This window comes from Streptomyces echinoruber (assembly GCF_014651135.1).
Classification (GTDB): Bacteria; Actinomycetota; Actinomycetes; order Streptomycetales; family Streptomycetaceae; genus Streptomyces; species Streptomyces echinoruber.
The window spans coordinates 22,272-41,794 of the sequence record NZ_BMWH01000029.1 but is presented as its reverse complement, the minus strand read 5'-3'; the positions used below and the strand labels follow the sequence as shown (position 1 = coordinate 41,794).

At 73.7% G+C, this 19,523-nt stretch carries 24 protein-coding genes; 20 read left to right on the top strand and 4 right to left on the bottom strand.

Annotated features, from left to right (window positions below; translation table 11 throughout):
• The first annotated feature begins 75 nt into the window (after positions 1–75).
• From IE225_RS26990 to IE225_RS26960, 8 genes are all read left to right on the top strand, one after another.
• Positions 76–963, top strand: coding sequence for an alpha/beta hydrolase (locus tag IE225_RS26990; RefSeq protein WP_190060231.1), 888 nt, complete (start codon positions 76–78; stop codon positions 961–963).
• A 57-nt stretch (positions 964–1,020) separates the two neighbouring features.
• Positions 1,021–1,275 carry a MoaD/ThiS family protein gene (locus IE225_RS26985; protein WP_190060230.1) on the top strand — a complete coding sequence of 85 codons (255 nt, stop codon included), beginning with the start codon at positions 1,021–1,023 and terminating at the stop codon, positions 1,273–1,275.
• 4 nt (positions 1,276–1,279) lie between these two features.
• Complete coding sequence (locus IE225_RS26980) at positions 1,280–2,722, top strand: hypothetical protein (protein ID WP_190060229.1); 1,443 nt, start codon at positions 1,280–1,282, stop codon at positions 2,720–2,722.
• A gap of 122 nt (positions 2,723–2,844) precedes the next feature.
• Positions 2,845–3,582, top strand: a complete 738-nt coding sequence (locus IE225_RS26975; RefSeq protein WP_190060228.1) for an LmeA family phospholipid-binding protein — start codon at positions 2,845–2,847, stop codon at positions 3,580–3,582.
• A 358-nt stretch (positions 3,583–3,940) separates the two neighbouring features.
• Positions 3,941–4,021, top strand: a complete 81-nt coding sequence (locus tag IE225_RS34170) for an Ms5788A family Cys-rich leader peptide (protein ID WP_350751515.1) — start codon at positions 3,941–3,943, stop codon at positions 4,019–4,021.
• 135 nt (positions 4,022–4,156) lie between these two features.
• Positions 4,157–4,996 (top strand): sulfurtransferase, encoded by an 840-nt coding sequence (locus tag IE225_RS26970; RefSeq protein ID WP_190060227.1) that lies wholly within the window; start codon positions 4,157–4,159, stop codon positions 4,994–4,996.
• 43 nt (positions 4,997–5,039) lie between these two features.
• Positions 5,040–5,330: a DUF1416 domain-containing protein gene (locus IE225_RS26965; RefSeq protein WP_190060226.1), complete on the top strand. Its 291-nt coding sequence runs from the start codon at positions 5,040–5,042 to the stop codon at positions 5,328–5,330.
• Positions 5,331–5,421: 91 nt separating this feature from the next.
• Positions 5,422–5,721 carry a DUF3099 domain-containing protein gene (locus IE225_RS26960; protein ID WP_190060225.1) on the top strand — a complete coding sequence of 100 codons (300 nt, stop codon included), beginning with the start codon at positions 5,422–5,424 and terminating at the stop codon, positions 5,719–5,721.
• A 134-nt stretch (positions 5,722–5,855) separates the two neighbouring features.
• Here IE225_RS26960 and IE225_RS26955 read toward each other — a convergent pair whose 3' ends face one another.
• Complete coding sequence (locus IE225_RS26955; RefSeq protein ID WP_190060224.1) at positions 5,856–6,218, bottom strand: DsrE family protein; 363 nt, start codon at positions 6,216–6,218, stop codon at positions 5,856–5,858.
• A 109-nt stretch (positions 6,219–6,327) separates the two neighbouring features.
• Between IE225_RS26955 and IE225_RS26950 the strand changes: the two genes are divergently transcribed.
• From IE225_RS26950 to ygfZ, 9 genes are all read left to right on the top strand, one after another.
• Positions 6,328–7,047, top strand: a complete 720-nt coding sequence (locus IE225_RS26950; protein ID WP_190060223.1) for a hypothetical protein — start codon at positions 6,328–6,330, stop codon at positions 7,045–7,047.
• A complete protein-coding gene (locus tag IE225_RS26945) occupies positions 7,044–7,838 on the top strand; it encodes a hypothetical protein (protein WP_190060222.1) in 795 nt (264 codons plus the stop codon). Before IE225_RS26950 ends, IE225_RS26945 begins: the two co-directional genes overlap by 4 nt.
• On the top strand, positions 7,835–8,836 hold the full coding sequence (locus tag IE225_RS26940) for a hypothetical protein (RefSeq protein ID WP_229880100.1): 1,002 nt from the start codon (positions 7,835–7,837) through the stop codon (positions 8,834–8,836). The genes IE225_RS26945 and IE225_RS26940 overlap by 4 nt, the downstream gene beginning before the upstream one ends.
• Positions 8,837–9,113: 277 nt before the next feature.
• Positions 9,114–9,689, top strand: coding sequence for a heme-binding beta-barrel domain-containing protein (locus IE225_RS26935; RefSeq protein WP_190060221.1), 576 nt, complete (start codon positions 9,114–9,116; stop codon positions 9,687–9,689).
• Between the two features lie 362 nt (positions 9,690–10,051).
• Positions 10,052–10,720, top strand: coding sequence for a hypothetical protein (locus IE225_RS26930; RefSeq protein WP_190060220.1), 669 nt, complete (start codon positions 10,052–10,054; stop codon positions 10,718–10,720).
• A 23-nt stretch (positions 10,721–10,743) separates the two neighbouring features.
• Positions 10,744–12,345: an N-6 DNA methylase gene (locus IE225_RS26925; protein ID WP_190060219.1), complete on the top strand. Its 1,602-nt coding sequence runs from the start codon at positions 10,744–10,746 to the stop codon at positions 12,343–12,345.
• Positions 12,342–13,013, top strand: coding sequence for a restriction endonuclease subunit S (locus IE225_RS26920; protein ID WP_190060218.1), 672 nt, complete (start codon positions 12,342–12,344; stop codon positions 13,011–13,013). Before IE225_RS26925 ends, IE225_RS26920 begins: the two co-directional genes overlap by 4 nt.
• Before the next feature lie 9 nt (positions 13,014–13,022).
• The gene (locus tag IE225_RS26915; protein WP_190060217.1) at positions 13,023–13,460 is read left to right on the top strand and encodes a Fur family transcriptional regulator; all 438 of its coding nucleotides are present in this window, start codon (positions 13,023–13,025) and stop codon (positions 13,458–13,460) included.
• Positions 13,461–13,469: 9 nt separating this feature from the next.
• The gene (ygfZ, locus tag IE225_RS26910) at positions 13,470–14,435 is read left to right on the top strand and encodes a CAF17-like 4Fe-4S cluster assembly/insertion protein YgfZ (protein WP_190060216.1); all 966 of its coding nucleotides are present in this window, start codon (positions 13,470–13,472) and stop codon (positions 14,433–14,435) included.
• Positions 14,436–14,562: 127 nt separating this feature from the next.
• Here ygfZ and dtd read toward each other — a convergent pair whose 3' ends face one another.
• The gene (gene dtd / locus IE225_RS26905; protein ID WP_190060215.1) at positions 14,563–14,988 is read right to left on the bottom strand and encodes a D-aminoacyl-tRNA deacylase; all 426 of its coding nucleotides are present in this window, start codon (positions 14,986–14,988) and stop codon (positions 14,563–14,565) included.
• A 252-nt stretch (positions 14,989–15,240) separates the two neighbouring features.
• On the opposite strand from dtd, the gene IE225_RS26900 reads away from it, so the two are divergent.
• The 3 genes from IE225_RS26900 to IE225_RS26890 all read left to right on the top strand — a co-directional run bounded on the left by IE225_RS26900 (position 15,241) and on the right by IE225_RS26890 (position 18,617).
• The gene (locus IE225_RS26900; RefSeq protein ID WP_229880099.1) at positions 15,241–15,993 is read left to right on the top strand and encodes an RsiG family protein; all 753 of its coding nucleotides are present in this window, start codon (positions 15,241–15,243) and stop codon (positions 15,991–15,993) included.
• A 173-nt stretch (positions 15,994–16,166) separates the two neighbouring features.
• Positions 16,167–17,135, top strand: a complete 969-nt coding sequence (locus IE225_RS26895; protein WP_190060214.1) for an asparaginase — start codon at positions 16,167–16,169, stop codon at positions 17,133–17,135.
• Positions 17,136–17,357: 222 nt separating this feature from the next.
• The gene (locus IE225_RS26890) at positions 17,358–18,617 is read left to right on the top strand and encodes a GNAT family N-acetyltransferase (RefSeq protein ID WP_190060213.1); all 1,260 of its coding nucleotides are present in this window, start codon (positions 17,358–17,360) and stop codon (positions 18,615–18,617) included.
• A gap of 224 nt (positions 18,618–18,841) precedes the next feature.
• Here the strand turns inward: IE225_RS26890 and IE225_RS26885 are convergent, their stop codons facing one another.
• Together IE225_RS26885 and IE225_RS26880 are read right to left on the bottom strand one after the other, a co-directional pair.
• A complete protein-coding gene (locus IE225_RS26885; RefSeq protein WP_190060212.1) occupies positions 18,842–19,027 on the bottom strand; it encodes a hypothetical protein in 186 nt (61 codons plus the stop codon).
• Positions 19,028–19,329: 302 nt separating this feature from the next.
• Entirely contained in the window at positions 19,330–19,521 is a 192-nt protein-coding gene (locus IE225_RS26880) for a hypothetical protein (protein ID WP_190060211.1), read from the bottom strand.
• Between the last annotated feature and the right edge of the window lie 2 nt (positions 19,522–19,523).

Sequence of the window (19,523 nt, the reverse complement as noted above, 5' to 3'; positions counted from 1 at the left end):
ATACAACGCTTCCGAAAGCACAAAAGGACTCGGGGGCTTCGCTGCCCGAGTCCTCTGCCGAGCAGAATAGCCGACATGGGCACTCCTCCGGCAGGTCGTGTGACGCGTTCGTGGAACGTTCCACCCAGTGAGACGGCGGATTCCACGACCGCTGCCACCACCGTACGCGGCCCGTCGCGGAGGTTCCTGCGCACGGCCGACGGGGTGCGCATCGACGCCCGCTACGAGCCGGCGACGGCCTCGTACGGCACCGGGACGCCACCCGGCGGTCACCCGCAGGCCCCTCTCGCCATCGTCGTCGCCCACGGCTTCACCGGCGACCTGGACCGGCCGCACGTGCGGCGCGTCGCCGGCGTGCTCGCCCGTTACGGGGCGGTGGTGACGTTCTCCTTCCGCGGCCACGGCGCCTCCGGCGGGCGCTCCACGGTCGGCGACCGCGAGATCCACGACGTGACGGCCGCGGTCGCCTGGGCGCGGGAGCTCGGGCACACGCGCGTGGCGACCGTCGGCTTCTCGATGGGCGGCTCGGTGGTGCTGCGGCACGCGGCGCTGCACGGCCGGGAGCCGCGGGCCCGCACGGACGCCGTGGTCTCCGTCAGCGCCCCGGCCCGCTGGTACTACCGCGGCACCGCGCCCATGCGGCGGCTGCACTGGCTGGTCACCCGCCCCGCGGGCCGCCTGGTGGGCCGCTACGGCTTCCGCACCCGCATCCACCACCGGGAGTGGGACCCCGTTCCGCTCTCCCCGGTGGAGGCCGTGCCCCGGATCGCGCCGACCCCGCTGCTGATCGTGCACGGCGACCGCGACGCCTACTTCCCCCTCGACCACCCCCGGATGCTCGCCGAGGCCGCCGGTGACCACGGCGAACTCTGGCTGGAGCCCGGCATGGGCCACGCCGAGCACGCGGTCGGCGAGGACCTGCTGCACCGGATCGGGCGCTGGGTGGCCGGCGCGGCGGGCTAGCCTTGCGGTGTTCGTTGGTGTGCGTTGCCGAGTGCGCCGAGTGTTTCGAGGAACGGGATGGCAAGGGTCACGGTCCGCTACTGGGCCGCCGCGAAGGCCGCGGCCGGTACAGCCGAGGAGCCGTACGAGGCGGGCACGCTCGCCGAGGCGCTCGACGCGGTGCGCACACGGCACCCCGGCGAGCTCACGCGTGTGCTGCGGCGCTGCTCGTTCCTGGTCGACGGCGACCCCGTCGGCACGCGCGGACATGAGACGGTACGGCTGACCGAGGGTGGCACGGTCGAGGTGCTCCCCCCGTTCGCAGGAGGGTGACCCCGTGACCAACCAGCCCGAGCACCCGTACGGCGGTCCGTACGAGGGATACGGCTCCCACCCGCAGTCCCACCCGCAGCAGCCGACCCCGCAGCCTCAGCCGCAGGCGAATCCGCAGCCTCAGCCGCAGGCGTGGCCGGGGCAGCCGCAGGCGCACGGAGGACAGTACGGGCAGTACGGGCAGTACGGACAGCACGAACAGTACGGACAGCACGCGGAGCAGCAGTACGCGCAGCAGCAGTACGCGCAGCAGCAGTACGCGCAGCAGCAGTACGAGGAGCAGCACACGCAGCAGTGGCAGGGGCAGACCTGGGAGACGCAGGTCCAGCCGCCGGTGGCCGCGGCGGACGCCGAGCCGACCGCGTACCTGCCGCCGGTCGCCCCGCAGGCCGCTCCGCAGGCCGGCGGGCAGCTCGGCGGACAGGCCGGCGGGCGGACCGCCCACCTGCCGCCGGCCGCGCACCACGGCGCCCCGGTCGGCGCGGGCCCGCTGCCGCCGCAGACGCCGGCACCGGGCTGGGGCCGGCCGGCGCCCCACCAGCCGGCGCACGCCTCGGCTCCCGGACCCGTTTCCGCTCCCGGACCGGTCTCCGCTTCCGGACCCGCCTCCGCCGCCCGGCCTGCGCCGCAGCCGCCGTCCGTCCCCGGTGAGCCCGCCTACGGGCCGCCCACCCTCGGCGGCAACGCGCGCGTGACGGACGCGCAGCGGGCCCGCGCCGAGGGCCGCTCGCCGATCATCGACCCCGGCATGCAGCCCGCCCTGCTCACCGCGCTGCTCGGACTGCTGCTGGCGGCGACGGCGCCGCTCGGCTCCTACGCCCTGCTCGTCCCGCTCGTCGTGCTGCAGGCCGTCACCGCCGCGGGCTGGTTCCGGCTGAACGGCATGTGGCCGGCCCGGCAGGGCATCGCGCTGGCCTTCGCGGGCGCGCTCGTCGCCGACGCGGCCGTGCTCGCCGCCGGCCGGGAGCACGCGACCGCCGCGATCCTCGGCCCGCTCGGCCTGTGGGTGCTGCTCGCACTGGTGCTGCAACTGCGCTCGCACGCCGACCCCGACGAGCGCATGTACGGCCTGATGGCCACCGTCGCCTCGGCGGCGCTGGCGATCCTCGCCACCGGGCACCTGGCGGCGGACGCGGACGCGGTCTGCGTGGGCGCCGCGGCGGTCGCGGTGACCGTGGTCGCCCGCGCGCTGCCGCTGCCGGGGCCCGCCTCCGTCGTCGTGGCCCTGCTCGCCGGGGCCGGCGCGGGCATCGCCGTCGGCGGGCTGACCGGGCTCGGCGCGAAGGGCGCGCTGCTGGGCGCGGGCGCCGCGGTGTGCGCCCTCGTCGGCCACCGGGTCGCCGCCTACGACTACCCGTCCCGTTTCGTCCACTTCACCGCCGGTGTGGCCCTGCCGCTGACCGCGGCGGCGCCGGCGGTGTGGGTGCTGGGGCGGGCGCTGGCCTGAATCGAGTCCCGGCCGGGCCCGCCTGTCACAGGTGATCGACAATCGCCCGGCCGGGGACCGCCGCCGGGTTACGGTGACTCGGACCGTCGCCGTGACGGCCGCTGACGTCCTGGGGGACCCGCATGCGTGCGCTGCGCATACTGCTGATCGTCGTCGTGATCCTGGGCGGCCTGTTCGTCGCCGCCGACCGGCTCGCCGTGCACTTCGCGGAGGGCGAGGTGGCGGACCGGCTGAAGGCCAGGGAGAACCTCGCCACCACGCCCGACGTGTCCATCGAGGGCTTCCCGTTCCTCACCCAGGTCGTCGGCCGGAAGCTGGACGACGTGGAGGTCGGCATCGGCAGCTACCAGGCCACCGCCGGCACCGGCGGCCGGCGGATCCGCATCGACGACCTGCACGCCTCCATGAAGGGCGTCAGCTTCTCCGGCGACTACGGCTCCGCCACCGCCGCGACGGCGACCGGCAGCGCGACCGTCTCGTACGCGGAGCTGCTGAGGGCGGTCAAGCCGCAGGAGACCGAGATCATGCCCAATGTCACCGCGCAGGTCACCGGGCTGTCCTACGGGGGCGGCGGCAAGGTCAAGGTGACGGTCAAGGTGACCGCGCCGCAGGTCACCGTCCCCCCGGTGGCCGTCCTCGGCTCGGTCACCGTCGTCGACGGCGACACCGTGCGGATCAAGGCGGACAGGCTGCCCGACGTCGGCCTGCTGCGGCTCGCCGCGAACCGCGTCCGCGCCGTCACCGACTTCCAGCAGAAGATCGACGGCCTGCCCGGCGGCATCCGGCTGCAGAAGGTCCAGGCCGCGAAGGACGGCGTGGACATCGCGGTGACGGGTTCCGACGTGCGGCTGGCGGGGTAGGACGCGCGGTCGGCGGGTAGGACGACGAGCGCGGCCGGCGGGCACGTCCGGCGGGCGGCGCGACGAGCGCAGCCGCGTGCATGTGCGTGCGCGTGCGCGTGGACGCGGGCCCGGTCGGTGGGCGCGGTCAATGGGCACGTCCGGTGGGACGACGGGGTGGGACGACGGGCGGCCGACGGCCGGTGTCCGCCTGGTGAGACGGCGCCGTCCGGTCGGCAGATGAGCCGCCGGGAACTCCGGCCGGGCCGGGCGCCGCACCCCCGGTCGTACGAGAGTGTTTCCCGCATCCCGGACGATGGCGTCTCAATATTCGACATGCCGGTGACATGCCCGTGGGTGCGTCCCTACGATCGACCCCATGAAGCGACAGGCGGATCTCACGAAGCGGCGGGCAGTAGACCTGTGCCGCGTGGCCGCCATGCTCTGTCGCCCCTTCTGAGCGCGAGGCGCAGGCCGCCTTCCGCATCCCCCACCAGGCCCCTCTGACGGGGCCGGTGCGCCACGCCCCCGTACCGGCGCGACCGCGCACCTCCCACACGCACGCCCGCCGCAACTGCCCCGGAGGAGAAAGAGCATGAGCCGCAGCGACGTCCTGGTAGACGCCGACTGGGTCGAGCAGCACCTCGACGACCCCAAGGTCGTCATCGTCGAGGTCGACGAGGACACCACGGCGTACGACAAGAACCACATCCGCAACGCCATCAAGCTCGACTGGAAGCAGGACCTGCAGGACCCGGTCCGCCGCGACTTCGTCGACCAGGAGGGCTTCGAGAAGCTGCTCTCCGAGCGCGGCATCGCCAACGACGACACGGTGGTGCTCTACGGCGGCAACAACAACTGGTTCGCCGCCTACGCCTACTGGTACTTCAAGCTCTACGGCCACGAGAACGTCAAGCTCCTCGACGGCGGCCGCAAGAAGTGGGAGCTGGACGCCCGTGAGCTGGTCGAGGAGGTGCCGAGCCGGCCGCGGACCGAGTACCAGGCCAAGCCGCAGGACACCTCCATCCGCGCCTTCCGCGACGACGTGCTCGCCGCCATCGGCAACCAGAACCTGGTCGACGTCCGCTCGCCCGACGAGTTCTCCGGCAAGCTGCTCGCCCCGGCCCACCTGCCGCAGGAGCAGTCCCAGCGCCCGGGCCACGTCCCGACCGCCCGCAACATCCCGTGGTCGAAGAACGCCAACGACGACGGCACCTTCAAGTCGGACGAGGAGCTGAAGCAGCTCTACGCCCAGGAGAACGTCGACCTGTCCAAGGACACCATCGCCTACTGCCGCATCGGCGAGCGCTCGGCGCTGACCTGGTTCGTGCTGCACGAGCTGCTCGACGTGCCGAACGTCAAGAACTACGACGGTTCCTGGACCGAGTACGGCTCCCTCGTCGGCGTGCCGATCGAGCTGGGCGCCGGCAAGTAAGCCACCCGACCGACCTCTCAGAACCCCTATTCAGGAGCAGAACATGTGTGGAGCGAAGGCCGGCGGCCCGGACCCCTCGACCATCAAGCCCGGCGAGACCACGATCCAGGGCCAGGTGACCCGCGACGGCGAGCCGGTGACCGGCTACGTGCGGCTGCTGGACTCGACCGGTGAGTTCACCGCGGAGGTCCCCACCTCCGCCACCGGCCAGTTCCGCTTCTACGCGGCCGAGGGCACCTGGACCGTGCGCGCCCTCGTCCCCGGCGGCCTGACCGCCGACCGTACGGTCGTCGCCCAGAAGGGCGGCCTGGCGGAGGTCGCGATCGCCGTCTGACGGCAGCCGTCGCGTCGGCCGAAGGGCCGCACCCCTCGGGTTGGACGCCTGGGGTGCGGCCCTTCGGCGTTCCCGGACCTACCCTGGAGACATGTACGCACGGCGGCGGCGCGTGTACTTCGCCATGATGGCCACCTGCATCGGCCTGTTCGTCCTGGCCTGGGGCGTGGTGCGCATCTGGTCCGTCCCGGCCGCCGTGGGCATGTGCGTGGTCGCCATGGTCATCCCGCCGCTCGCCGCCATGGTCGCCAACCGGCGCGGCCCGGAGGACCGCTGGTGGGACGACCCTCCCCCGAGCTCTCGGCCGCGCTCGAGCAGGGGGGACCCCCAGGGCGACCCGCAGTCCGACGAGTGGTGGGACGAGCTGGACGGCAAGAAGCGGCCGTGGTGAGCCGGGACGCGGTGAGTGGAGCCGCAGTGAGTCGAGCCGAGGGGGCCGGGCCGCGGTGAGCCGGGACGGACCGCGAGGCGGGCCCGGCGCGCGGTGGCCCGGCCCGCCTCAGTAGACCAGCTCAGTAGACCAGCTCAGTAGACCAGCGCCTGCGTGTCCTCCCCCAGCGCCTCCTGCACGAAGACCTGCGCGCCCGCGATCCGCACGCCCTCGATGACGTCCTTCTCCGTGATGTCGCGGCGGGCCGCGCACTGGGTGCACAGGGTGATGCGGCCGCTCGCCATGATCGACGCGATCAGGTCGGGCAGCGGCGCCGCGTGCGGCAGCTCGAACTCCTCGGCGCGGCCGGGGAGCGCGAACCAGGCGGACTCCCCGGTCAGCCACAGGGAGACGTCGACGCCACTGGCCGCGGCCACCGCCGCCACCGTGAACGCCTGCGAGCAGCGCTCGGGAGCGTCGGCCCCCGCCGTCACCTTGATCACGAGCTTCTTCGCCATGTCCGAATCGTAATCAGCCCCTCCACAACCCGCGGCCCCGGCCGTGGGTCACCTGGGGAGCGCGCAGGAGGTGCGCGCTCCCCATCCGTACGTTCCGTGGGGGGACGTTGTGGAAGTTGCGGAAAGACCGCCCCGGCGCCGCCGGCGGACGGCTGCCCTGCTGACCGGCGCCGCCGTGCTCGGCGTCGTCGCCGGCACCTGCACCGGCTACGTCGTGCAGGCCCGCCGCCCGCCCACCCGGCTGCCGTCGCTGTCCCAGCCGGCGCTGAAGCAGGCGACGGGCGAGCCGGAGCCGCTGACGGCCGTTCAGGACCGGCAGGTACGCACCGACGGCGACCTGCGCAAACTGCTGCTGAAGAAGCCGCGCGGAGCGCGCGACGCGGACTTCGTGCAGGGCGACGGCTGGATGGACGTGGCCGACTACGCGGAGACGTACGACCGGCCCGCCGGGGCGTTCGGTGACCTGCTCGGCGCGGAGTTCCGCCGCGCCGCCGTCACCGCCTGGCAGGCCGGCCGTACGCGCACGGTGGAGATCCGCCTGATTCAGTACCGGCAGGAGGAGAACCTCGAGGCGCGGGACGCGGCCGAGAACGCGCAGACGTGGGCGGAGCGCGGCGGCGCCCGTAGCCGGCCCGTGCCCGGCACGGGGACCGGCCGGGCCTACGTCCACCCGCACCCCGAGACCAGGGCGGGCTACCTGCCGCAGTACACCGCGGAGGCCCACGCCTGGCGCGGGGACATCGTCATGGAGATGTGGATCACGGACACCAAGCCCGTGTCCAAGGCCGAGATCGTGGGCCTGGCCACCCGGCAGATGGAGCGGCTGTGAGTGACCGACCGACGGGCGCGGAGCCCGTACGCCGCCGGCGGACCGCCGCCGTCACCGCCCGCCTGCTCCTCGCGGCCGTCGTCCTCGGCGGCGTCGGCTTCACCGCCGTCACCGTGCACGGCGCCGACCGGACGGCGGACACCACGGTGTGGACCTTCCCCAAGCGCCACGGGACACAGCAGGACGAGACGCGGCCCAAGACCCCGCACCAGCCGGGGCAGGACCTGGCCGACCTGCTGGTTCCCTACGGCACCGACAACTTCGGCCGCGGCCCCGACCTCGGCGAGTTCGGCTCCGACGCCGTCCTGAGCGGCGCCCGGGTCACGGCGCTGCGCAAGGAGTCGCTGGCCGGGCTGCCCCGCTCGCAGCGCCGGCGGCTGGAGAAGTCGATCGACCGGCAGCGCGTCACCGGCATGGCGATGCGCAGCTACGTCAGCACCACCTGGCTGTCCCAGTTCGCCACCGACCACGCCTACACGGTGAGCATCCAGCTCGCGCGGATGGAGAACCGGGCCGCCGGACGGGACACGGCCCGCTTCCAGGGCGAGTTCCTCGACGCGCTCGGTGTCTTCCGCGCCGGGCCGCGGATCAAGGGCCACGACAACGCCCGCTGCTTCCTGCCGCCCAAGGACGACGACGAGAAGCTGGACATGATGGTCTGCTCCGCCTACGTCGGGGACGTGCTGTTCAACGCCACCGTGCAGGGCGCCAAGCCGCTGGACACCAAGGGAGCGGCGGTGCTGCTGCGCGACCAGCTCGACCGCCTCGCCGCGCAGGGGGTGGCGGTGTGAGCGAGCAGATCCGGGAGAACGCGGGCGGGCAGACCCAGGAGAGCGTGGGCGGGCAGACCCAGGAGAGCGTGGGCGAGCAGACTCAGGGGAACGTGGACGAGCAGACCCAGGGGAACACGGGCGGGCAGACCCCGGAGAGCGTGGGCGAGCAGATCCAGGAGCCCATGACGGCCCCGCCCGCGTCCACGGAACCGGCCCCGCCCGCGTCCACGGAACCGGCCCCGCCGCCCGCCCCGGGCCGCCGGGTGCGCCGGGCCGTGCTGCGCTGGGCCGCCGCCGTCGCGGTGTTCGCGTCGGTCGGCGCGGGCACGGCCTACGGCATCACGCGGCTGGAGCGCACGGACGTGCCGGGCCTGGCCACCGCCGCCGACGGCCGCTGGGCGTACCCGCAACTGACCCGGCCGCCGTTGCCGTCCGGCAGCCCGAGCCCCTTCGACCAGGCGAACAAGGCCGGCGCGCACTACGCCGACCTGCGCCGGCTCGTGCTGCCCGCGCCGCGGGGCGCCACCGTGGACCGGGCGCTCGACGGCCGCGACGGCTGGCTGGAGACGCGGCGGTTCCTGGCGGAGTACCCGGACCGGGACGAGCGCGAGGAGCTCGGGCAGAAGCTCGTCGACCACGGGCTGCGGCACATCGCGGCCCGCGGCTGGCGCACCGCGGACGGCACGTCCACGCGGATCTACCTGCTGCAGTTCGGCACCGCGGCGGTCGTGGACAAACTGTTCGGCACCGATGTCGCCCCCTACGCCGGGCCGCGGTACGCGGTGCGCGGCGCGTCGGCGTCCGTGCCCGACGAGACCTTCCCGCTCGCCGCGCTGGTGGAGGACGTCCAGCACTCCTACTACACCGAGCCCCGGCCCTACGGCGCCGAGCAGGTCCGCACGGCCTACCTCGGGGCCGGGGACGTGCTCGCCCTGGTCGTGCAGTCCCGCCCGGGCGGCGCCGCCGCCGTCCCCTTCCGGCAGACGGTGACCCTGCAGAGCCAGCTGCTGGCCTGACCGGGCGGGCGGCGCCCGTCGCGCGGGCGGACCTCACACCGGGGGCCGTGTTTTGGCCACGTAAGCTGGAGCACGGCCCCGTGTACGTCCGTGCCGCGCCGCACCCGCTCAACGCCCAACGGAGGAGCACCCGTGGAGATCTTCTACGAAACCCTGCTGGTCCTGGTCTGCGTCGGTGTCCTCGCCTTCGCCTACCTGACCGTGAAGAAGCTGTACCAGGGCCAGCGCTGACGACCGTTCCCGCCCGTTCCCGCCGTACGAGACTGCTGAGCCGCTCATGATCGAGATCCCGTCCGACCTCCACAAGGACCTGGTTCCCCTCGCCTTCCTGCTCGGCAACTGGGCCGGCGCCGGCGTGCACGACTTCCCCGGTTCCGAGAAGTGCAACTTCGGGCAGGAGGTCACCTTCACCCACGACGGGCGGGACTTCCTGGAGTACCGCTCCCACACCTGGGTGCTGGACAAGGAGGGCAACAAGGTCCGCCCGCTGGAGTCCGAGCACGGCTTCTGGCGCATCGACGCCGAGCGCAAGCTGGAGGTCGTCATGGTCCGCCAGGACGGCGTGGTCGAGGTGTGGTACGGCGAGATGGCGGAGAAGAAGCCGCAGATCGACCTGGCCACCGACGCCGTGGCCCGCACCGCCGCCTCCGCCCCCTACAGCGGCGGCAAGCGGCTGTACGGCTACGTCAAGGGCGACCTGATGTGGGTCGGCGAGAAGCAGACCCCCGAGGTGCCGCTGCGGCCGTACATGTCCGCCCAGCTCAAGAAGGTCGTCACCCCCGAGGAGGTCGAGCGCTGGGCCAAGGCCCTCCCGGACGACCTGCCGGACGACGGCATCGCGTTCTTCAAGTAGCGGGCGGTCTTCCGCCGACCTTCCTCTCAGGGCCTCGCGGAATCGACGCGAGGCCCTGTTTCACACTTCCGGGGTTAACAGATTTAGTTGTACTGCAATGCGCTTGCGGTGTGCGAGGTGTTCGGCTACCGTTCCAGTCGTCTTCGGGACCGTCGCCCGGGGCCGGACGGGCCCTGGGACGGGGCCCGAACGCGCGGAACCCCGGCCGCAACTGGAGTGCGGCCGGGGTTCCGGAGGCCGTGCCCTGGGTGGCATGCGAAGCAGAGGCGAGCCCAGGACGTTCACCGCCCACCGTAGCACAGGGGGCGTTTCCGCATAAGTGTGCGCCGGGTGAGCTCACGTGCCCGGCGGAAGGGGGGACCATGGCCGACAGGCTGCCCGACTGGATGCTGCACTCCTTGTCTCTGCCGCGCCTGAAGCGGTACATCCGGGCCGCCCGCGGCGACGCCCGGGCGGCGGTGCGCCTGTACTGGTGGAACATCGAGGCGTCGGCCGCCCTGTACGGTCCTCTGCACTGCCTGGAGATCGCTCTGCGCAACCGACTCCACCACCGTTTGGAGACCGCGTACGGGCGGCCCGACTGGTGGACCGGGGCGCCGCTCAACGCCCGCGGACAGCGGCTGGTCGCCGAAGCGCGGGCCAAGTGCGCGCGCCGCGGCAGCCGCCGGGTGACCGCGGATGACGTGGTCGCGGAGCTGACGTTCGGATTCTGGGTGTCCTTGCTCAGCAGTGCCTCGGGATACGACCGGTACTTCTGGGTGCCCGTACTGCACAGGGCGTTCCCGCACTACTCCGGCCGCCGCGACGCGCTGTACGACGGCCTGTCCTCCCTGGTGCTGCTGCGCAACCGCGTCATGCACCACGAGCCCGTCCACCATCGGGACCTGGCCGCCGACCATGACAAGATCTACCGCGTCCTCGGGTACCTCGATCCCGAGCTGGCCGCGGAGGCGAGGGCCATGGACCGCTTCCCGACGGTGTACGCGGGCAAGGAGGATGCCCTGCGAGGGAATTGGCCCCCCAGGTTCTGATCCGGACCGATTCAGGAGATGCTGTGAGCGACTTCGGCACGGTGCTGGTCTCCCGGTCCGACATCGCGCGTTTGGCCGGGGTGCAGCGCCCCGCCATCACCAACTGGGAACGGCGCCACGGGGACTTCCCCGCTCCGGCCGCCGGGGACCCGGCGGCCGGCGAACCGGAAAAGTTCCGCGCCGACGAGGTGCTGGCGTGGCTGTCCGGGCGCAAGATTCCGGCGAACGCGCTGCGCCCCGGCGAGTCGGCGGGCACGACCTATGGCGACCGCTTCCGCGCCGGCCTGACCGGCAGTCGGCCGGGAGGGCTGGTCGCGGCGGTACGGCAACTCGCCGGGCCCGAGGCCGACCGGTTCCGCGGCCGGCTGCCGCTGACCGACTACCTGATCCTGCTGCTGACCCTGGTCTCCCGCCAGGCGGAGGACCCCGCCGGCTGGCGGCACACGGCGGACCGGCCCGGCTTCGCACGGGAGGCGGGACTGCCGGAACAGGAAATCACCCCGCAGCGGACCGCCACCCTCGTGGAGTTCCTCGACCGCAATCCTCCCGGCTCGGCGAAGGAGAGCCGGGAGGCCTACAGCTACTTGCTCACCCGTCTCCGCGACATCGACGCGCGGGAGGGCGGCGCCTACCTCACACCGCCCTCCGTCACCCGCGTCATGGCGCGTGCCCTGGCCCGGGCCGCGGCCGGCGCCTCGCACGCACACGACCCGTTCTGCCGCGTCGGAGAACTCCTCACCGCCTACCTGGACGCCGTCGCCGAGCACGGTGGAACGGCGACAGTGAGCGGGGAGACACCGACCGAACGAGAACTGCGCCTCGCCCGGATGAATGTAAGGCTGTACGGCGGCGACCCCGCCCAGGTGGTCGCGGGGCCCGGCACACCCGCGGCCGGCTCCGCCGCACCGGTCCCGCGCTTCGACGTCATCCTGACCAACCCGCCGTTCGGCATCCGGGTCCCCGATGACCGACAGCCGCCGTACTGGACGTACGGCCCCGCCCGCCGCACTGAGTGGGACTGGATCCAGTATGTCGCCGCGCGGCTCGCCCCCGGTGGCCGAGCCGCGGTGCTCATGCCCGCCGGGGCCGCGTTCAACGAAGGCGCGGCCGCCGCGATCCGCGCCGGCCTGGTGGAGGCCGGCCTCGTGGAGTGCGTGATGGCGCTGCCCGCGGGGCTCTTCGCGCTCACCGGGGTCAAGACGCACATCTGGTTCCTGCACGACTCCGGCTCGCCGCCTGCCGCGGATGCCGAGGTGCTGTTCGTGGCCGGGGAGCACCTCGGGCACCGGGCGACCCGGACCCAGTGGGCCCTGTCCGACGAAGACTCCGCACGACTGGTGGACGAGTACGTGCGTTGGTGCGAGGCGCGAGCGGCCGGGAGCACTCCTGCCGGGACACCCGGACTGAGCCGGGCCGTGTCGTTGCGTGACATCGCCGGGCAGGCGCATCGTCTGGATCCGGCCTTGCACGTGCGCGCCCTCGGTGCGGACACCGCGGCGCCGACCGATCCCGCCGCGGTGCGCAGGAGACTGGCTGAGTTGGGACACCGGATCCGGGCCCTGCAGGCGCGTGCCGAGGCCTCCGATGCCGAGGCGGCCCGGCTGCTCAGGAGGTACGGATTGTGACGAGCGGCGACGCGGCGCTGCCGGACGGCTGGCAGCGGCTCCCTCTCCTGGACGTGTGCGCGTCGATCCAGGCCGGCCCGGGAGGCGGGCGGGCCCAGGACCGGGGCCGTGCCCCGGACGGCGGCGGCGTACCGGTCGTCCTGCCACGCGACCTGCACGGCCGGCGGATCGTCCGCGGGGACGCCGAGGCCACGCCGGTGATTCCTTGGGAGCGGGCGCGAACGCTGGAGAAGTACTACCTGGTTGAGGGCGACGTCCTGCTCACCCGCACCGGCACGGTGGGCCGCTGCGCGCTGGTGACCGCCGAGCACGCGGGCTGGCTGCCCCATCCCAACCTGGTGCGGCTCAGGCTTTCGCCGGCAGGCCCGGTCCGGGCGGCGTACCTCACCGCCTACTTGAGCTCCACGGCCACACAGGAATGGATCCGCTCCCGCGCCGTCAACTCGGTCATTCCCTCGCTCAGCACCCGGGTCTTGGGCGAGCTGCCCGTCCTCGTCCCTCCCGGAGCCGAGCAGGAGAGGATCGGTGCCGTCCTCGCCGCACTCGACGACAAGATCCGCGCGCACACGGAGATCGTCCGGGCCACGTCCGAGTACCGCGACGCGCTCGCCGATGCCCTGCTGACCGGCGCGCTGCGCGCGGACCGCGATCCAGGGGCCCGGTTCTAGACTGGGCGCGTGGTGAGCACCGACTGGAAGAGCGACCTGCGGCAGCGCGGCTACCGGCTGACCCCGCAGCGGCAACTCGTGCTCGAAGCCGTGGACACCCTGGAGCACGCGACCCCCGACGCCATCCTCGCCGAGGTGAGGAAGACGGCGTCGGGGGTCAACATTTCCACCGTGTACCGGACCCTGGAGCTGCTGGAGGAGCTCGGGCTGGTCTCGCACGCCCACCTCGGGCACGGCGCCCCCACCTACCACCTCGCCGACCGGCACCACCACCTCCACCTGGTCTGCCGCGACTGCACGAACGTGATCGAGGCGGATGTGTCGGTGGCCGACGACTTCACCGCGAAACTGCGCGAGGAATTCGGTTTTGACACCGACCTGAAGCACTTCGCGATCTTCGGCCGGTGCAAGGACTGTTCGCTCAAGGGTTCAACCACCAAGTCGTAGGCTGGAGCCATGAAGAGCCCCCTGCTGTCCCTGCCCGGCGCGGTGCCCGCCGAGGGCGTGGACGAAGGTGTCGCCGCGCACTACGGCGACCTGTTCCGCGAGCAGCGCGCCCTCGCCGACGGCACCGGCTTCGTCGACCTCTCCCACCGCGGCGTCGTCACCGTCTCCGGCGAGGACCGGCTCGGCTGGCTGCACCTGCTGCTCACCCAGCACGTCAGCGAGCTGCCCCCCGGACAGGCCACCGAGGCGCTCATCCTCTCCGCCCACGGCCACATCGAGCACGCGCTGTACCTGGTCGACGACGGCGAGACGGTCTGGGCGCACGTGGAGCCCGGCACCCAGGGCGCGCTCCTGGCGTACCTGGAGTCGATGAAGTTCTTCTACAAGGTGGACATCGCCGACCGCACCGACGAGTTCGCGGTGGTGCACCTGCCGGCCGGCTCCATCGCCGAGGCGCCCGACGGCGTCGTCGTGCGCGAGACCCCGCACGGCCGCGACCTCTTCCTCCCGCGCGCCGACCTGGACTCCTTCGCCGACCGGGCCGGCCCGCCGATCGGCATCCTCGCCCACGAGGCGCTGCGCGTGGAGCAGCACCGGCCCCGGCTCGGCTTCGAGACCGACCACCGCACCATCCCGCACGAGCTGGGCTGGATAGGCACCGCCGTCCACCTCAACAAGGGCTGCTACCGCGGCCAGGAGACCGTCGCCCGCGTCCAGAACCTCGGCAAGCCCCCGCGCCGCCTGGTCTTCCTCCACCTCGACGGCAGCGAGGTCCACCTCCCCGCGCACGGCACCGAGGTCCGCCTCGCCGACGAGGGCCCCGACGGCCGCAGGATCGGCTTCGTCACCACCTCGGCACGCCACCACGAACTCGGCCCGATCGCCCTCGCCCTGGTCAAGCGGAACGTGCCGGTGGACGCCCGGCTGATCGCGGGGGAGACGGCGGCGGCGCAGGAAGTCGTCGTGGCGCCCTGAGGCCTGCCCGGACCCGGCCGGACCTGCCTGGATCCGCTCATGGAACCGCCCGGGCCCGGCTCCCGGACCCCGCTCCTGGACCCGGGCCCAGGACCCGGCTCCCGGACCCAGGGACCGGACCCGGCCGCTAGATCTCCAGCAGGACGGTGAACGGGCCGTCGTTCGTCAGCGACACCCGCATCCGCGCGCCGAACCGGCCCGTCGCCACCGTCGCGCCCAGCGCGCGCAGCTGCGCGACCACCTCGTCCACGAGGGGCTCGGCCACGTCGCCGGGGGCCGCGGCGTTCCAGGTCGGCCGGCGGCCCTTGCGGGCGTCGCCGTACAGCGTGAACTGGCTGACGACGAGCAGCGGCGCGTCGATGTCGCTGCACGACTTCTCGTCGTGCAGCATCCGGATCGTCCACAGCTTGCGGGCGAGCTGCGCCGCCTTCTCCTTCGTGTCGTCGTGGGTGACCCCGACGAGGACGCACAGCCCCTCGCCCTCGATCGCGCCCACCGTCTCGCCGTCCACGACGACGCTCGCGCCGTCCACCCTCTGCACCACAGCACGCATGCCGACCATGATGCCGGGCGCCCCGGGGCCGCTCGCAGGGGGCCGTTCACGGGGGCTTTGGAGGCCGCTCGCGGGGGCTTTCGCAGAGGCCGCCCGGGAAGCCGTTCGCACGGGGGTGCCCTCGCGCAGGTTTCCGACCCTTACCCCCCCATCTGGGGCCGATCGGGGGCACTCGGTCACATAGCGGCCACAAGGAGTGGCACGATGCTGCCGTACGCCGACCGAGGGGACGGCCGAGAACGGTTGAGGCAGATGAGCACATCCAGGACACCGAGCACACCGAGCACGTCGAGGACGCCGAGCGCGCCGAGCGCGCCGGTCGCCGAGGCCGTCGAGCGACCCCCCGGAGCCGTTCCCTGGGTCCGCGCGCAGGGCCCGTACACCGCCCGCCCGCCCGAGCAGCGCACCGACAGCCCGCCGCTGCCCGCCCGGCCGTCCGCCTCGCTGCCCGTCCAGCCGTCCGCTCCGCCGCCCGCCGCCGCCCGCCCGGCGGAGCCGGCCGGTCCCGACCTGACCGCGCTGCGCCTGGCCGAGCTGCGCGCCCTGCGCCGACGGGCACAGCGGGACGAGGCCGACCTGAGCTACGTACGGCGGCTGCTGCACGGCCGTATCGACATCCTGCGCGCGGAACTGGCCCGCCGCGCCCCGCGGGGCACCGCGTCCCCCGAGGCGCCGGCCGGGGCGTCCGTGGTCGCGCGGCTCACCGAGATCCTCACCGACCCCCCGGCCCGGCACCGCGCCTCGGCCCGGCACGTGACGGTGGACACCCCGCGGGGCGAGGAGTGCCGGCGGCTGGCCGCGGAGGTGCTCGCCGAGGTGGAGCTGTCGGACCTGGCCGCCCGCACCGACGCGGAGCTGCACGCGGCGATGGGCCGGCTGGCGGGCCACGAGCGGCGCCTCTCCCGGCGCCGGCGGGAGCTGCAGCGCACGGCGGACGGTTGCAGCGCGGAGATCGCCCGCAGGTACCGTGAGGGGGAAGCCCAAGTCGACGACCTGCTCCGGTGACGCGGCGGCCCCGGTGACCCCGGGGCCGCGGGCCGGAGCGGGCCCGTATGTCGGCACGCCCGCCGGTACGTCCGTGCGCCGGTACGTTCGTACGCCGTTACGCCCGTACGTCGTTACGTCCGTACGCCGGTACGTCCGTGCGGAACGCCGACCCGTCCGGAAGGTCACCGCCGATGTCCGTCACCCCGCCCCCCTCCGCCGCGACACCGCCCGTCCTCGCCGAGGTCGTCCGCTCCGGCTTCGTCGAGGGACGCCACCGGGGCAGCCTGGTCCTGCTGGCCGCGGACGGCTCGGTGGAGCTGGCGCTGGGCGACGTGACCGCCCCGGTCTTCCCGCGCTCCGCCAACAAGCCGATGCAGGCGGCGGGCGTGCTGCGCGTGGGCCTGGACCTGTCCGGTGAACGGCTCGCCCTCGCGGCCGCCAGCCACTCCGGCGAAACCTTTCACCGCGACCTCGTCCACAAGATGCTCGGCGAGTACGGCCTACGCCCCGACCAGCTCCAGTGCCCGCCCGACCTGCCGCTGGACCCCGAAGAGCGCGAGACGTACCTCGCCGCCGGCGGCGCACGCGACCGCGTCGTCATGAACTGCTCCGGCAAGCACACCGCCATGCTCGCCGCCTGCCTGCGCAACGACTGGCCCACCGACACCTACCTGGACCCCGGGCACCCCCTGCAGCAGACGATCCACGGCGTGGTGGAGGAGGCCGCCGGGGAACCGGTCGCCGCCGTCGGCACCGACGGCTGCGGCGCGCCCCTGCTGGCCCTCACCCTCACCGGCCTCGCCCGCGCCTACCGCTCCTTCGTCCTCGCCGCTCCCGGCACCCCCGAGCGCCGCGTCGCCGACGCCATGCGCGCCCACCCCGAGTACGTCGCCGGCACCCGCCGCCACGACACCTGGCTCATGCGCGAAGTGCCGGGCGCCCTGTCGAAGATGGGCGCCGAGGCCGTCCAGGCCGTCGCCCTCCCCGACGGCCGCGCCCTCGCCTTCAAGGTGGAGGACGGCGCCTCGCGGGCCCTGGGCCCGGTGCTGGCCCGGGCGCTGCGGCTGCTGGGGGTCCGGGCGCCGGTGGTGGAGCGGATCGGCCACGCGCCGCTGCTGGGCGGCGGCCGGGAGGTCGGGGAGGTGCGGGCGGTGTTCTGAGCGGCGCTCTGGGCGGCGCTCTGGGCGGTGTTCTGAGCGGCGACCGGTCGGTGCCCAGTCGGGGTCCGGTCGGTGCCCGGTCGGGGTCCGGTCAGCGCCGGGCCGGTGTCCGGCCGGTGCCGGGCCGGAGGCGCCGGGCGCGCCGGGAGCGTCGCGCCGGGCCGGGCGGAGCCGCCGGAAAACGGAAGGACACGCCCACCCGTCCCTCCCTACGGTGACCCCATGACCACCCGCGCCGACACCGTCATACGCCCCCTCACCGCCGCCGACGTCCCCGACTGGTCCCGCGCCCTGAACACCGGCTTCCTGCGCACGCCCACCCCCTCCGCCGAGGAGGTGGCCGACCGCGGCTCCCACCTCGACCTCTCCCGCACCCTCGGCGCCTTCGACGCCGGCCGGTGCGTGGCGACGTTCCGTTCCTTCCCGCAGGAGCTCACGGCGGTCGGCGGCGCCCCCGTCCCGGCGGACGCGATCACGAACGTCACCGTCACGGCCACCCATCGCCGCCGCGGCCTGCTGACCCGGATGATGGCGCACGACCTCGCCGCGGCGAAGGAGCGCGGCGACGTGGTGGCGACCCTGATCGCCGCCGAGTACCCGATCTACGGCCGTTACGGCTTCGGCCCGGCCACCCACCTCACGGAGTGGACGGTCGACGTCCCCCGCACCGGCCTCGACCCGCGCCGCCCGCACCCCGAGGACGGCGGCCGCATCGACCTGGTGGACGGGGAGGACGTCCGCAGGACCGGCCCGGCGCTGTACGACCGGCTGCGCCGCGAGCGGCCCGGCTTCACCAGCCGCGACGAGCGCTGGTGGCAGATCCACACCGGGGCCGTCCGCCCGGAGCGGGTGCCGTGGACCGAGCCGTTCCACGCCCTCTACCGCTCGCCGGAGGGCGAGGCGGAGGGGCTGGCCACGTACGTGTGCGACGACACGTGGGGCGACGCCAAGCAGCCGCTGAACACAGCGACCGTCAAGAGCCTGATCACGCTCACCCCGGCCGCCGAGCGCGCCCTGTGGCACTACCTGTGCTCGATCGACTGGGTGGTGCGGGTCAGGAGCGGCCGGCGGGCGCCGGACGACCTGCTGCCGCACCTCCTGCCCGACCCGCGGGCGGCGCACGTCACGACGCACGCGGACTGGCTGTGGGTGCGCGTCCTGGACGTCGTACGGGCGCTGCGGGCGCGCACCTACCAGGCGCCCGGCACGCTGGTGCTGGAGGTCGTCGACCCGGGCGGCTACACCGGCGGCCGCTACCGCCTGGAGACCTTCCCGGAGGGGCCCGGGACCTGCGTCCCGACGACCGCGAGCCCCGACCTGACCCTCGACGTCGCCGACCTGGCGACCCTGTGGCTGGGCGACGAGTCGGCGGTGCGGCTGGCGGCGCTGGGCCGGGTGCGGGAAGAACGAGCGGGCGCCGCCCGACTGGCCGACGCCCTGCTGCGCACGTCCAGGCGACCGTGGTGCCCGGACGTCTTCTGAGACCGGTTCCCGGGTGCTCCTTCCTGCCGGTGACGGGGACTGATCCGTAGCTGTGCTGTATGCGGTTGTGTGATCCGTAGCTGTGTCTTATGCGGTTGTGGGATCCGTGGCCGTGCCTGTGCGGCGGTGTGATCCGCGGCCGTGCCTGTGCGGTGGTGGCGGCACCGGTCGGGCGGACTCCCGGCTCCCCTCCGGAAGGGAGACCGTCCGGCCGGGCCGGCGGGTCAGCCGGAGTGGGCGAGCAGCATCACGAGGACGACCGCGCCGATGCCGCCGACCGCGGCACTCTTGGCCTTGAAGCCCACGGTCAGGGCGACGAAGGCGATGATGCCCATCGCGCCGTACTTCCACTGCACGAGCTGTTCGAAGCCGACGGCGAGGGCGGCGAGGGCGAGAGCGGCGAGCGGCATGGCGGTCCCCCTTTCAGGGACGTCGAACCCGTGGGGGCTCTGGAGCCCCGTCTGTCACCCTGGGGGCCAACCCCCCGGAACTGTGACCATGTTGCTCAAGTTGGTGGCCAACTTGTTTCTAGTTATCTCCACTTGGAGACGGCTTATAACCACCCATCGAGAAACTGACCCGAGATAGCAGGAAGTTGTACTGTTTGCCCGTGGACCCGGACCATGCCTCCGGCAAAGGGCGGAACAGGCCCCCGCGGCCGGTGGCCGGGCGGTGCGGGTGGTGCGGGTGGCCGGGTGGTGCGGGGAACGGCTCACAGGCCGGGGCCGGCGACCAGCAGGGCGGCCAGCACGACCGCTCCCGCGGAGCTGACGGCCGGGCTGTCGCCCTTGATCCCGATGCCGAGCAGCAGCAGGCCGATGAGGCCGGCGGTGCCGTACTTCCACTGCACGAGCTGCTCGAAGCCGAGGACGAACACGGCGGAGAGGAGGGCGAGGACGGGCATGG

Excerpts from the sequence above, each read along its gene's own strand:
- IE225_RS26965 (WP_190060226.1), top strand. The coding sequence starts at position 5,040 with ATGTGTGGAGCGAAGGCCGGCGGCCCGGACCCCTCGACCATCAAGCCC.
- IE225_RS26955 (WP_190060224.1), bottom strand. The coding sequence starts at position 6,218 with ATGGCGAAGAAGCTCGTGATCAAGGTGACGGCGGGGGCCGACGCTCCC.
- IE225_RS26900 (WP_229880099.1), top strand. The coding sequence starts at position 15,241 with ATGAGCACATCCAGGACACCGAGCACACCGAGCACGTCGAGGACGCCG.
- IE225_RS26890 (WP_190060213.1), top strand. The coding sequence starts at position 17,358 with ATGACCACCCGCGCCGACACCGTCATACGCCCCCTCACCGCCGCCGAC.
- IE225_RS26885 (WP_190060212.1), bottom strand. The coding sequence starts at position 19,027 with ATGCCGCTCGCCGCTCTCGCCCTCGCCGCCCTCGCCGTCGGCTTCGAA.
- IE225_RS34170 (WP_350751515.1), top strand. The coding sequence starts at position 3,941 with ATGAAGCGACAGGCGGATCTCACGAAGCGGCGGGCAGTAGACCTGTGC.
- ygfZ (WP_190060216.1), top strand. The coding sequence starts at position 13,470 with ATGAAGAGCCCCCTGCTGTCCCTGCCCGGCGCGGTGCCCGCCGAGGGC.
- IE225_RS26990 (WP_190060231.1), top strand. The coding sequence starts at position 76 with ATGGGCACTCCTCCGGCAGGTCGTGTGACGCGTTCGTGGAACGTTCCA.
- IE225_RS26895 (WP_190060214.1), top strand. The coding sequence starts at position 16,167 with ATGTCCGTCACCCCGCCCCCCTCCGCCGCGACACCGCCCGTCCTCGCC.
- IE225_RS26960 (WP_190060225.1), top strand. The coding sequence starts at position 5,422 with ATGTACGCACGGCGGCGGCGCGTGTACTTCGCCATGATGGCCACCTGC.
- IE225_RS26935 (WP_190060221.1), top strand. The coding sequence starts at position 9,114 with ATGATCGAGATCCCGTCCGACCTCCACAAGGACCTGGTTCCCCTCGCC.
- IE225_RS26970 (WP_190060227.1), top strand. The coding sequence starts at position 4,157 with ATGAGCCGCAGCGACGTCCTGGTAGACGCCGACTGGGTCGAGCAGCAC.
- IE225_RS26880 (WP_190060211.1), bottom strand. The coding sequence starts at position 19,521 with ATGCCCGTCCTCGCCCTCCTCTCCGCCGTGTTCGTCCTCGGCTTCGAG.
- IE225_RS26985 (WP_190060230.1), top strand. The coding sequence starts at position 1,021 with ATGGCAAGGGTCACGGTCCGCTACTGGGCCGCCGCGAAGGCCGCGGCC.
- dtd (WP_190060215.1), bottom strand. The coding sequence starts at position 14,988 with ATGCGTGCTGTGGTGCAGAGGGTGGACGGCGCGAGCGTCGTCGTGGAC.
- IE225_RS26975 (WP_190060228.1), top strand. The coding sequence starts at position 2,845 with ATGCGTGCGCTGCGCATACTGCTGATCGTCGTCGTGATCCTGGGCGGC.
- IE225_RS26930 (WP_190060220.1), top strand. The coding sequence starts at position 10,052 with ATGGCCGACAGGCTGCCCGACTGGATGCTGCACTCCTTGTCTCTGCCG.